The organism is Microcoleus sp. POL10_C6 (assembly GCF_036701585.1).
Lineage (GTDB): Bacteria > Cyanobacteriota > Cyanobacteriia > Cyanobacteriales > Microcoleaceae > Microcoleus.
In genome coordinates this window covers 1-12,706 of the sequence record NZ_JAUBRB010000006.1, presented here as the reverse complement: position 1 = coordinate 12,706, position 12,706 = coordinate 1, and the positions used below count along the sequence as shown (strand labels likewise).

Sequence of the window (12,706 nt, the reverse complement as noted above, 5' to 3'; positions counted from 1 at the left end):
TTCAAATCATCTAAAAATCCTCAAATCCAGCCTCAAATTTTGTGGTTTGAAGATTGCAAAATACTCAAAGCAACCGCCTCCGCCACCTTAATCCCATCAATCCCAGCCGACAGGATTCCACCCGCATATCCTGCACCTTCCCCAGCAGGATAAAGACCTTCTGTATTCAAACTCTGATAATCTTCCTTGCGTTTAATCCGAATTGGTGAAGAAGTGCGCGTTTCCACCCCAGTCAAAACCGCATCATCCATCGCAAATCCTTTAATCTGTTTGTCAAAAGCCGGAAGTGCTTCGCGGATAGCTGCGATCGCATAATCTGGCAAACTTTCGCTCAAATCAGTCATCACAACTCCCGGCGTATAAGACGGCTGCACACTGCCTAGCGCCGTGGAAGGACGATTCGCCAAAAAATCCCCCACAAGCTGCCCAGGGGCGTTGTAAGTGCCACCTCCTAACTCAAATGCCCGTTCTTCTAGGCGACGTTGAAACTCAATTCCTGCTAAGGGATGACCGGGATAATCCTCCGGCGTGATACCCACCACAATCCCGCTGTTAGCATTGCGTTCATTGCGAGAATATTGACTCATCCCATTAGTGACAAGTCGCCCCGGTTCTGACGCAGCCGCCACTACCAAACCACCGGGACACATACAGAAACTATACACAGAACGATTGTTTTGGCAATGGTGAACCAGTTTGTAATCGGCGGCACCCAAAAGCTTATGGCCCGCGCGATCGCCAAAACGACAGCGATCGATGATAGTTTGGGGATGTTCCACCCGAAAACCAATAGAAAAAGGTTTAGCCTCGATGTAAACCCCGCGCGAAAACAACATTTCAAAAGTATCGCGGGCGCTGTGTCCCACCGCCAGAACTATATAATTACTAGCAATATATTCTCCGCTGGCGAGGGTAAGTCCCTGCACTTTTCCATTTTCGATGTGGATATCTTCTACACGACTTTGAAACCGAATTTCTCCGCCTAATGCTTCTATTTGGGCGCGAAGACTTTGGACAATTCCCACCAGTTTGAACGTGCCAATATGCGGTTTATTAATATATAAAATTTCCGGTGAAGCTCCTGCATTCACAAGTTCCGTCAACACCTTGCGTCCATAATGCTGAGGATCTTTAACTTGGCTGTAGAGCTTGCCATCGGAAAAAGTACCCGCACCACCTTCGCCAAACTGGGCGTTAGATTCTGGGTTGAATTCTGTTTTTTTCTTCCAAAATCCAAAGGTGTCAGCCGTGCGATCGCGCACTGCTTTTCCGCGTTCTAAAAGGATGGGGCGAAACCCCATTTTTGCCAGCATCAGACCTGCAAACATCCCGCACGGCCCTGTACCAATCACAATGGGGCGAATCGTCAAATTGCTGGGGGCTTTGGCTACATAGCGATAACTCGTGTCTGGTGTCACCATTACATGAGGATCTTTTTTGAAGCGCGCCAAAAGTTGCTTTTCCTGTGTCGTTTCTACATCCACAATATAGACAAGGAGGATTTCTGCTTTTTTACGAGCATCGTAGCTGCGCTTGAAGATGGAATAGCTGAGCAATTCTTCGGGGGGAATTTGCAGCTTTTTGAGAATGGCGCTGGCGATCGCATCTTGAGGATGATCGAGGGGGAGTTTTATTTCGGTTATTCGTAACATATAGTGGAAGGAAGTTCGGCAACGGATTATGTAACGGATGTAACGGATGTAACGGATGTAACGGATGTCAGGAAGAAGGAAGAAGGAAGAAGGAAGAATAAAAATCCCGAACAGAAGTATTATAACTATTTAACCGGGCATCCTATGGGCGATCGTCATTGGGCGATCAATTTTTAATTTTTGAGTGGATAATTGCAGAAGCGTTATAATAAACAAAAAATTAAGTTTTGTAAAGACCCTTGACTGCAACATTCACCCCCAAAAACAGCCGCACCTGGCACGCTCTCAACCCCCTGTGGCAAGGAGCCGAAGACGCAGTACAGAAGGGTTTGCCCCACACCAAGCTCGCACCGGCGTGGCAAATACTGCTCTTGGGCGACGGTTCCCCCACCCGTCACCTGCAACTGCTGACAGGGGAACCAACAGAAGTAGATGTGATCGATATGTCTTTAGTGGGTGAAGACGCAGACGGCGCGCCCCAGCAAATTGTCGCGGTTCCGGGGCCGCGCCTGCGCCGACAAGTGTGGCTGCGGACTGCTTCGGGACAGCGCTTAGCCTATGCAACTTCTTGGTGGGAAGCGAGCCACGTAGACGAATATTTACAAAATAAATCTTTGCCAATTTGGGCTAGTTTAGCGAGACTGCGGACAGAATTGTATCGCGATGTGCAGGGCATTTATTGCGGTAATTCGGCTGCTTTGGAATCAGCGTTTGAAGAGTCGGGGCCTTTTTGGGGGCGACACTATTTGTTTTGGCATCACGGGAAGCCATTGACTCTGATTTATGAGGTTTTTTCTCCTTATTTAACTAAGTATTTGGGGCCGATGCAATTGGATGTTGATTGAGGCTGAGATCTTGCACCATTATCAATCAGGCTTTCAGGGCGGGCTCGCGTGCCCAACCCTTACTCCCCACAATAAAATTCATCTCTTGTGGAACAGGCATCTTGCCTGTTCTTAAGAATAGTTCCGCCGAAATTTTACTCGCAAACCATCGCGGGGATGGGGAGTCGGTACTCGGATTAAATTCAAATCCTGATCCGGTAAAAGCTCCCATTCAAACTCCCGAACAATCTTTGCCGCAAACAACTTCATTTCTAACCTGGCAAATTCTTTGCCCAAACATTCTCGCAAACCTCCACCAAATGGCACGTAACTGAACGGTTTAGCCGATCGCTCGGAGTTAAATCGATCGGGATCGAAGCGATCGGGTTCAGGATAAAGTTGACTATCCTGATGGGTTTGATTTATCTGAGAAAGCACAGTCCAGCCCTTGGGAATTTCATAGCCGCCGAACTCACAAGCATTAATGACTGTCCGAAAAATACCTCCCACCGGTGGAACTAAACGCAGCACTTCTTGCAGCACCTGTTCTAAATAGGTCATTTGTTTGAGTTGCTCCAATGTTAGGGGTTCCGTAGCGGGGAACTGCTGCTGTTCGGTGCGGACTTTTGCCATCACATCGGGATGTTGAGCTAGGAGAAGGCAAAAAGAGGCGATCGCCGAAGTTAAAGTTTCGTGTCCCGCAAACAGCAGCAACAGCACTTGATCTTTTAACTCATCCAAACTCAAACTATTTCCCTCGTCATCGCGAGCCGAAATCAGCAAACTCAAAGCATCATTGCCACTAGGGGTTCCTTGCTGGCGATCGCGAATAATCTTTTCAAGTTCTGCCAACAGCAGCTTTCGGCACTTTTTAGCTTTACCAAACTGACTCCACGGCACATCTAAAGGAATTGAAAATAAACCATTGCACCAAGTTTCAAAATAATGTCCCAGCGCCGTTTCCGAACCATTTTCAATCCCTACTAACAACTTACCCGCCACATCAAAAGTATAATTTCTCAGTTCGGGATACCAAGTTATGGTTTCCATTTTAGCCCATTTTTCCAAATAGCGCTGAGTGATATCTTCCATCCCGCCGATGTAGCCCGCCAGCGCTCGCGGCTGAAACGCTTGGTACAGCAACTTGCGCCGATTTTGGTGGTTAGCACCCGTTTGCAGTGCCAAGGAAAGCGACCCTAAAAGCGCTCTCGTGCTGGCAGGCCAAGTCACAACAAAATATCGGTTGTCATTGCTTAAAACAAACAAACTAGCCTCTTGGCCACGCATAAACACGGTAGGCTGTCCGAAAAGGCTGGTTTTGAAAATGGGCCCGTACTGCTGGTGGCGTTTTTTGGCAAATTGGGAATCTCGCAAAAAGTTGAGGCTATCGCCAATTAGGGGTAAACCGAAACTGCCGGGAGGTAATGCCATTTTAGATTTTAGATTTTAGATTTTTAATATCATATCAATTTTAGTTGGAGGGTGGGCAATACGCACCGACAAATTTCTGGTAAAATAAGTTTTCTCTGTTGGTAGCCTGTAGGGTGAGTCTTGAGATTTTAGATTTTAAATTTTAGATTTTAGATTTTTAATATCATATCCATTTTAGTTGTCTCGTGCATATTGTCAACCCGACAAATTTCTGGTCAAATAACTTTTCTCGGTTGGTAGCCTGTAGGGTGCGTCAGTCTTAAGGTTAGTAAAAAAAATCCGGTTTTTCCAACTGATGTACCTTCGTATTTTTGCCGACAAACCAATTTAATTTTCTGTTCTTTTAATCGGAATCTCGATTCTAAATTCCGTGCCTTTCCCCACCACCGAGAAACACTTAATTTCACCTTTATGTTTTTCGACAATAATTGAATGGGAAATCGCTAAACCCATCCCCGTTCCCGAACCGATACGTTTGGTAGTATAGAAGGGATCAAATATCCGTTGCTTGACTTGATCGGTCATCCCTGCACCATTATCAAAAATTTTAATCACAGCGAGAGTACCTTCTACCTCTGTACGAATGCGGATAATTCCCGGATTTTCGAGCGGTTCTTGTAACACGTCAATAGCGTTAGCAATAATATTCATAAACACCTGATTTAAGAGTCCGGCGTAGCACTCCACCAGTGGCAATTGTCCGTATTCTTTAACGAGTTGAATTGCGGGGCGCTCAGGCTGAACTTTCAGACGGTGTTCTAAAATCATCAATGTGCTGTCGATGCCTTCGTGAATGTTAACCTTTTTCATGTCAGATTCATCGAGGCGAGAGAAATTCCGCAAACTCCTCACGATATCCCGGATGCGAGTTGCTCCCACCTGCATAGAAGACAGCATTTTCGGCAAGTCGTCTAGCACAAAATCCAGCTCTAAAACTTCTATTTCCTCCTGAATCGCTGGAGAAGGTTCCGGGTATTCATCTCGATACATTTGCAGCAGTTTCATCAGGGTTCTGGTGTATTCTTCTGTGTAGGTAAGATTGCCGAAAATAAAGCTGACCGGGTTATTGATTTCGTGGGCAATTCCTGCTACCATCTGACCGAGACTCGACATTTTTTCTGCCTGCACGAGCTGAGTTTGAGCTTGCTGGAGTTCGCACAGAGTTACTTCGAGTTTGGCAGCTTGTTCTTGCGCTATCCGGGCTGAATCGACGCTTTTAGTGTAGAGTTCGGATTGACTGATGGCGATCGACAATTGATCGCAAATTGCCGATAGCAACTCCACTTCGTCTTTTGTCCACCTGTGCACCTCGCGGCAAGAAGTGCAGCCAACAACTCCAGTTAAACCCCCTGCACTCTTAACCGGCAAATCCAAGACAGACTTGTAACCCACCTGCAAAAAGAATTCCCTTTCTACTGGATCGCTGAAAGTTGTAACATCATCTATTTGATAGATTTCCAAATTAGCTATCTTTTGCGCCAGCGTCCCCGTTACCTCAGCAGGGTAATAACCCAAAAGCGACAGCAAGTCATCATTTTTAGCTTCGTGGATGATATCCCAAGCGGGCGTCTCGGCCTCGGGCGTATACCACATAAATAGACAGCGATCGAGTTGCAGCAAGTCGCGAATTTGCCGCACAGTTGTTGCCAAGATAGTATCTAAATCAAGAGAAGCGCGGATTTGACTGCCTAGCTGGTTGAGCAATTTTTGCTGCATTGCTGCTGCTTTTGATTCGGCGGCGGCGAGGCGAGATTTTTCGTAAAGTTCGGCTTGATTAATGGCGATCGCCAATTGAGTTCCTACTGCCATTAACAGTTCCACTTCTTCGTCTCTCCACAGCCGCACCCCGCTGCAAGAACCGCAGAGGATCGCGCCAATTTGACCCGACGGTGTTTGAAGGGGAATGTCCAGCAGAGAATTAAGCCCTACAGACATTAAAAATTCCCGTTCGGCTGGATCGGTTAATGCCTCAACATCGTCGATCTGAATTATTTCCAAATTGGCAATCCGCTCACCGATAGAAGCAGTTGGCTCGACAGGATATAAACCCAAACGCGAGGGCAAATCGGCATTCTTTGCCTCGTATCTCACATTCCAAACCGGCGGCGAAGCGTCGGGTAAATACCAGATAAACTGACAGCGATCGAGCAGGAGCAACTCGCGAATTTGCTGCACAGTTGTCGCCAAAATAGTATCTAAATCCAGAGATTGGCGGATATTGCTAGCTAGCTGGTTCAGCAGCGCTTCCTGCTCAGCTAATTTGCGGAATCTCGCTTCCGACTTTTGCAACTGTCTTTGAGCTTCTTTTTGTTTTGTAACGTCCAAACCCAAACCGATTAAGCCGATCGCGTTACCACAATCATCTTTGACCTTAGTTTTAATTGTGTCAAACTGGTGATAGTCACCATCAGTAAGCTCTATAATTTCTTCCGTATAACATGGAATATCTTGGCTCCACGCTTGCGCGTCAGATGCCATGCAGTTAGCAGATTGTTCTAAGCCCAAAACTTCGGAATAGTGAGAGGCTGCTAAAAATCTTGATTCAGGTATACCCACATCTTCGCAGAAAGTTTTGTTAACTAATAACATCCGCCCGCTAGCATTTGCCATCCACACCCAAATCGGAGCGTTGTCAATAATTGCCCTCAAAGTTTGCTTTTGTCTGGCGAGAGCTTCTTCTGTTTGTTTGCGCTTAATTCCCAGGGCGATCGCATCGGCACTTAACGCTAAAGCAACCAGCGTTGATTCGTTCAACTCCTGGCGAGCAAACATCGCGATTACTCCCAGCAACTGATTGTCAACAATTAGCGGATATCCAGCAAAAGCAACCATTCCTTCTCGTGAGGCCCATTCTTTGTCCTTGATTCGGGGATCTTCTTGCACAGAATTAGTGATGTGAGGTTGTCGCTCCAGGGCGATTAAACCAATCTTGAACTCACCGACAGGAATGCGGCTGTGAGCGCCGTCAATATGAGTATATATCCCCGCGCTTGCTTGCAGTTGCAATACATTTCCCTCTTCATTCAGCGTCCAAATCCGAGCAAAGGCAACATCCAAATGGCGCACAACTGCATCGGCGCAATATTGCAAAGTTGCAAGCAAAGTCTGGTTTTGAGTTAGAGCAATTCCCACATCTGCTGTGAATAGAGAAAGTTTCAATTGTTCTGCTAAAGCTTGTTCTGCTATTTTGCGCTCTGTAATGTCCGTAGCAGCACCGAGACGCTGCTTAATTGTTCCCTCCTCGGTTCTGCTAAATACAATATTCCGGCTGACTAACCAGTGCCAAGAATTTTGTCGATCGCGCACCCGATATTCGTACTCAATAACTTCGCCGTCGGGAGCATTTTCTAATTGCTGAAAATATCCTGGAAATTTAGCTAAGTCGTCAGGGTGGATGATGGTGGGCAGTAGATTGCTGCCCATGTTTTCAACTTCTTCGGCGGTGTAGCCGAGGGTATCAGTGATTTCGCGGTTGCTGTAGACATTTCGCTGCTCGGTTTCGTCGTAAACAAAGAGAAGATTCGGACTGGTATTGGCAATTCGCTCAACAAAATGCTGACTCTCTTGCAGTGCTGCTTCTGCTTGTTTGCTATCGGTAATGTCGCGGCCAACACCATAGATCAATTCTTCCTCGCAGAAACGGGTAGCAGTCCAGGCTATCCACTTGTAATAACCGTTTCGACAGCGCCAGCGGTTTTCAAACCCAACGGTATTATTCCCCGCAGCAATACTTTCAGCTTCTTTTAAAGTAATTTCGCGATCGTCTGGATGCACGAATTCAATGAAGAGTTGGCCAATCATTTCTCCTGGGGAATAGCCGAGGATTTTTTCTGCTGCTGGGTTGATGAGTGTTATATAACCGTCAAAACTAAGGACGCACAGCATATCTAGCGAGAGGCTAAAAAAGCGATCGCCCCCGTTGGGTTCGCTGGATGGGCGATCGTTTTGGGCTACGACAGCAGATGCGTTTGAGCGCGCCGATACTGCCAAAAAGACAATATTTGCTATTGCCAAAAATCCCAGGGCGAGTTGGCTATCGTAGAAATTATCACCGCTGCCAGCTACGAGCCACCCGTTTAAGACAAGCAGTACAATTATCAAAATTGAGAATACACTGCCAGGGGCGATCGTCCCTAAGCTGATTTTTTTTTCATACTGCTTTCTGCCTTCTGCCTTTTCTATTCGGGTGACTGCTGCGGTAATTTTTATCAACAACAGTTGCAGTAGGTTCGATAGTTTAGTGCTTTTCGATTCTTCAATACGAACAGAAGATTTCATTTTTTTACTCTTGATTGCGTTTTACTTGCAGTGATTCAAAATAACCATAAAAATATTTAAATATTATAAAATTTTTCTAACTTGCAAAATCTAGCCTTTTAAAATTTGCGTAAATTTACGCAACCCGGCTAAACAATTAAGTGTCTTTACGGAAGTAGCAATCAATCTTTTTTTAGCTGGGGTAGGCATTTTCTAATTTTTCCGACTCAGAGAAAGAGAGTTTACATATAATACTACGCGACATATTGTTGTTAGTCATTGGACATTTGGCCTAATTTAGCTAGTCCTGGACGCAGAAACTCGCACTCCTGGGTGCATAACCTAATTATGTAGGCTAAGCCTGAAGCTGCTTACTGTGTTAGAGTAGCGTGTTATACCCCACTTTTTGCGTCTAGAAATAACAGGGTTTGATGTAGGAAAATACTGCGTGGAGTTCCCTGGCTGTGGCTTGAACAACCCGGAATGTTAGTCAAGTTCAAGCAGGTAGAATTTCACCAGAAATTATGAAGTTAAAATCAAGATAAACTGCTAATTTGGGAAGATAAAATGAAAAAAAATTTCGTAGCAGTTTTTGGTAGCCCGATATGTTCGCGCGTAATGGCTAATTAGTAATTGGTAATTGATACGAGTTTAAAACACTAAATATCAATTTTGTTCTGATTCATCTGCAGGCGACGGGGGCCACGCAGCTTGGCGACCTAGTTGCTGTTGCCGAATTCGCTCCAAATTCCCTGCTGGAATAGAAGCTATAAGTTGTCGCGTGTAAGCTTGCTGCGGTTGGCGGTAAATGCGCTCGGCAGTGCCAATTTCCTCGATTTTACCTTTGTTCATGACGATCGCGCGATCGCTCATAAACTTGACCACGCTCAAATCGTGAGAAATAAAAATATAAGTCAGTCCAAACTCTGTTTGCAACTCCTTCAGCAAATTTAAAACTTGCGCCTGCACCGACACATCTAAGGCCGAAACCGACTCATCGCAAATAATAAACTTAGGATTCAAAGCCAAAGCTCTAGCAATACAAATTCGCTGCCGCTGTCCCCCGGAAAACTCGTGAGGGTAGCGCCGCATAAAATCGGGATTTAAACCCACTCTATCCAACAAATAAGCCCCGCGATCGCGCTGTTCTTTCTGGTTCTTACCAAAGCGGTGAATCACCATCGGTTCCATCACCGCATCCCCAACATTTAGGCGTGGATCGAGAGAACTAAAAGGGTCTTGAAAAATAATTTGCATATCGCGCCGCAGCCAGCGCAATTTGCGATCGTACTCTTTTTTCATCCGATAATTAGCCATCCACTGCGATGCCGAACTACTTTTCGTAGGAGGCGTAATTTCTTGACCTTCAAAAAACACTTTACCGCTGGCGATCGGAATTAATTGCAGCAAGGCTCTCGCCAAAGTTGATTTGCCGCAGCCCGACTCGCCCACCAAACCCAAAGTCTCGCCCGGGTAAACCTCAAAAGAAATATCATTTACCGCCATAAACAAGCGTTGAGTTTCGCCAAATATCCCCTGCACCGGAAAACCGACGCGCAAGTTATTAACAGCTAGCAAAGGGCCGGAAATATGCGGCAGCCGAGGCGGTTTTCCTGTGACAAAAGCGGGATTTCCCCCGCTGTTGTCGCCGTCTAAATCGGCATTTTTCTCGACAATTACTAATTCGCCGCTAGCATTTGTGGTGACATCCATAAAATCGGAAACTGTCGGCAAGCGGCGCAGTTGCCGATCGAGAGTTGGGCGGCAAGCTAACAGACCTTTTGTGTAAGGATGTTGGGGATTGCTGAAAATTTGTTCGATCGCACCGCACTCAACAATCTTGCCTCGGTACATCACCGCCACCGTATCGCCAATTTCAGCAATGACGCCCAAATCGTGGGTAATAAAAATCATTGCCATGCCTCTAGAGTCGCGCAACTCGCGCAGCAAAGCTAAGATTGTTGCCTGCACGGTTACGTCCAAAGCCGTGGTAGGTTCATCAGCAATTAATAAAGTTGGATTGCAAGAAATGGCCATTGCAATCATCACGCGCTGGATTTGGCCGCCTGAGAGTTCGTGGGGATAGCGATCGAGCATAGCTTGTTTTTGACCGTTGACGAGCTGCATCAAATCGCGATCGTCCTCCATAAGTGCTTGATTCCCCGCAGCAGTCCGGGAATGCTCTTGCCGCAAAGCCAAACACCGCTGCCTGATCTCATCGTCGGCCGGTAGCAGCTTCACTTCTTGCAGCAGAGAAGCAGCTTGGCGCCGCGCTTCTGTCTGCGACACCTGTTGGTGCAAACAAATGGCTTCTGTGAGTTGAAATCCGATCGTATAAACGGGATTTAGCGAACTCATCGGCTCTTGAAAAATCGTCGCAATCTGGCTGCCCCGGTATGTTTGTTTTTCCCTGTCCGGCATTTCCAGCAGATTCACAGGCCCATTGCTAGCGCCGTCTTTTGTGGAATAAAACCAAATTTCGCCGTCGATTTTCGTTGACGAACTCGACAGCAAACCCATAACAGCGAGGGATGTTACCGATTTTCCCGATCCCGACTCTCCCACGATGCCCAGAGTTTGCCCTCGCTTGACCTCAAAGGAAATGCCGTCAACCGCTTTGACGGTTGCAGACGCATCGCCTGCGTCCGCAGATTGAAATTGAACCCGCAGGTTGCGAACTTCTAGGACGGTTTCACTCATGGAAGTCTATGGCAAAAATTAAAGGGAGATTAAGTGGATTGTAGCAGGGCCTGTTCAAGGCAGAAGGCACGGGGAAAGTTTTAAGATTGCTTCGTTCCTCGCGAAGCGTGGCAATCAGAAAACTCAGAGCTAGTTATAGCGGATCTCAACCAGGTGAGGTACTCGCCGGCTGTCTTAGCAATTTCGCAATTTCGCAATTTCGCAATCGAAAATCGAAAATCCCAATCAGTACCTCACTCAATTGACAATTGCCATAAGTGCCTTCTGCCTGCAATTTTCCTCAAAAACCGATGATTTGAGTGTCAGCAGGAAGTGCAGTGGCTTCGGAGACCTTTTTAAACACGGTTGCCTGTTCGTTTAAGGCATTAGGTCTCGCCTGTCCGGGATTGGTGCCTTGCAACTGAAGGCGCATTTGACCTTCAGCAGTCAACTCAAAAACAGTCTCAACGGTTTGTGTGCTGCTGAGGCCGACATCAAGGTGCATCGGTTTTTCACCGAGATTAACTTTGTACCTCATTTCTTGGGCGCGGACAGCTCCGTCGGGGCCTTTAGCCATGAGGAACAATTTGCCTTCTGGGGCAAAGATGAAGGTGAAAGACTGACCTGAGGCTGTGCCTTGCCATTGGCCTAGAAGTTGCGTGTCGATGTTGCTGGTGGCCGGGGCTGTAGCTTCAGCAATTGTTGGTGTTGCTGCTGATGCGGGGCCGAGTGAGGCGTTGAAGCTAATGAGGATGCCCAAGCAAAGGCTACCTGCGATCGCTTTACCAATCATTTTTGAATTAGACATGAGACAGATCTAAAAATTGGTTATTTGTTTTGTACACTGTAGCGGTAAAACCGTACATTAGTTTAGTTTAAATCCCTTTTAGGGACAGATATAGGTTGAGGTTCAAACCTGCAACGCAGTTGTCATCGCCGGACTAAAGCTTTTCCTGAGCTTGTTGAAGGGTCATTCGATTTTAGATTTTAGATTTTAGATTTTGGATTGACCCCACGGATAAATTTGGGGGCTTGAGGATTTTAGATTTTAGATTGTGGATTGATTCCACGGATAAATCACGTGGCGGGTACCACCTTTGAAATTCGCTTGTCACGGGGCTTTCAGTTTTTTTTATTGTTGTAAAATCCAATACAAATCCGGCTTAAGCTGCACAGTTCGCTGTTCTGAGTAGATTGTTCTTAACTCAAAACAGCTAATTGACTATTGCGTTCGATCGCACCCCCAGATAGTTTGGCAAATCGCTCGCATTAATAGTCTTTCATTAATTTTTTTCAGGATCGGGTTCGACTTGTTCTGTCGGAGATTCCGGCGCGGGTTGCTGTGGATTTCGCGATCGTTTCATTCGCTCCAATGCCTCTGCGTAAGACCAAGCCACGCTCACAAGAAAAGCTTTCGCCATGCCGGACAAATTTTGTGCATCCTCGGTTTCAGGCGCTTCAGCTTTTTGGTTGCCGTCGTTCATCATGTTTTTGTTTTCTCCCGGGCAGGTTTTTCTAGCGATTTTTTGCAGTGTGCGATCGATACCCACAAATTATGATTTTTCTTGCACCCGCACCCTACTTATCTTTGAGGATATGACCTTGCTCAGCACAAATAATATCATAAATACACTGATTCGATGACCGCATCAGAAAGAAACCTTAACTTCGCTGGTAGCCCGCCACACTGACTATTGCTGGTAAGTGCGCTTGTAAGTTTCGATAATTTCATGAATAGCTTGATTCTTTGCCGGACTACTTTCATAAATTAAAATAACTATTTATTTTACAATACTCCGGACAGTTTTTAAAGAGGAATGCGATCGCAATAAAATAGAGAAGTGAAAAAAGTGAGTGCAATCT

The 12,706-nt window shown here is 46.2% G+C and carries 8 protein-coding genes; 2 read left to right on the top strand and 6 right to left on the bottom strand.

Features of this window, described 5'->3' with window-relative positions; all coding sequences use genetic code 11:
- Positions 1–32: 32 nt before the first annotated feature.
- Positions 33–1,652 (bottom strand): NAD(P)/FAD-dependent oxidoreductase, encoded by a 1,620-nt coding sequence (locus tag QUA34_RS05010; protein ID WP_333384521.1) that lies wholly within the window; start codon positions 1,650–1,652, stop codon positions 33–35.
- A gap of 3 nt (positions 1,653–1,655) precedes the next feature.
- Here QUA34_RS05010 and QUA34_RS05005 point away from each other — a divergent pair, with 3 nt between their 5' ends.
- On the top strand, positions 1,656–1,829 hold the full coding sequence (locus QUA34_RS05005; protein ID WP_333384518.1) for a hypothetical protein: 174 nt from the start codon (positions 1,656–1,658) through the stop codon (positions 1,827–1,829).
- A gap of 62 nt (positions 1,830–1,891) precedes the next feature.
- Positions 1,892–2,497, top strand: a complete 606-nt coding sequence (locus tag QUA34_RS05000) for a chorismate lyase (RefSeq protein WP_333072653.1) — start codon at positions 1,892–1,894, stop codon at positions 2,495–2,497.
- 111 nt (positions 2,498–2,608) lie between these two features.
- Here the strand turns inward: QUA34_RS05000 and QUA34_RS04995 are convergent, their stop codons facing one another.
- The 5 genes from QUA34_RS04995 to QUA34_RS04975 form a co-directional block, all read right to left on the bottom strand.
- Positions 2,609–3,907 (bottom strand): cytochrome P450, encoded by a 1,299-nt coding sequence (locus tag QUA34_RS04995; RefSeq protein WP_333327605.1) that lies wholly within the window; start codon positions 3,905–3,907, stop codon positions 2,609–2,611.
- 327 nt (positions 3,908–4,234) lie between these two features.
- The gene (locus QUA34_RS04990) at positions 4,235–8,185 is read right to left on the bottom strand and encodes a GAF domain-containing protein (protein ID WP_333384515.1); all 3,951 of its coding nucleotides are present in this window, start codon (positions 8,183–8,185) and stop codon (positions 4,235–4,237) included.
- Between the two features lie 645 nt (positions 8,186–8,830).
- Complete coding sequence (locus QUA34_RS04985; protein ID WP_333327599.1) at positions 8,831–10,864, bottom strand: ABC transporter ATP-binding protein; 2,034 nt, start codon at positions 10,862–10,864, stop codon at positions 8,831–8,833.
- A gap of 280 nt (positions 10,865–11,144) precedes the next feature.
- On the bottom strand, positions 11,145–11,651 hold the full coding sequence (locus QUA34_RS04980) for a hypothetical protein (protein WP_333327596.1): 507 nt from the start codon (positions 11,649–11,651) through the stop codon (positions 11,145–11,147).
- 475 nt (positions 11,652–12,126) lie between these two features.
- On the bottom strand, positions 12,127–12,393 hold the full coding sequence (locus QUA34_RS04975) for a hypothetical protein (protein WP_333384511.1): 267 nt from the start codon (positions 12,391–12,393) through the stop codon (positions 12,127–12,129).
- Between the last annotated feature and the right edge of the window lie 313 nt (positions 12,394–12,706).

Bases quoted from the DNA above. Each gene is read 5' to 3' on its own strand.
- QUA34_RS05010 (WP_333384521.1), bottom strand. From the start codon at position 1,652: ATGTTACGAATAACCGAAATAAAACTCCCCCTCGATCATCCTCAAGAT.
- QUA34_RS04995 (WP_333327605.1), bottom strand. From the start codon at position 3,907: ATGGCATTACCTCCCGGCAGTTTCGGTTTACCCCTAATTGGCGATAGC.
- QUA34_RS04990 (WP_333384515.1), bottom strand. From the start codon at position 8,185: ATGAAATCTTCTGTTCGTATTGAAGAATCGAAAAGCACTAAACTATCG.
- QUA34_RS04985 (WP_333327599.1), bottom strand. From the start codon at position 10,864: ATGAGTGAAACCGTCCTAGAAGTTCGCAACCTGCGGGTTCAATTTCAA.
- QUA34_RS04980 (WP_333327596.1), bottom strand. From the start codon at position 11,651: ATGTCTAATTCAAAAATGATTGGTAAAGCGATCGCAGGTAGCCTTTGC.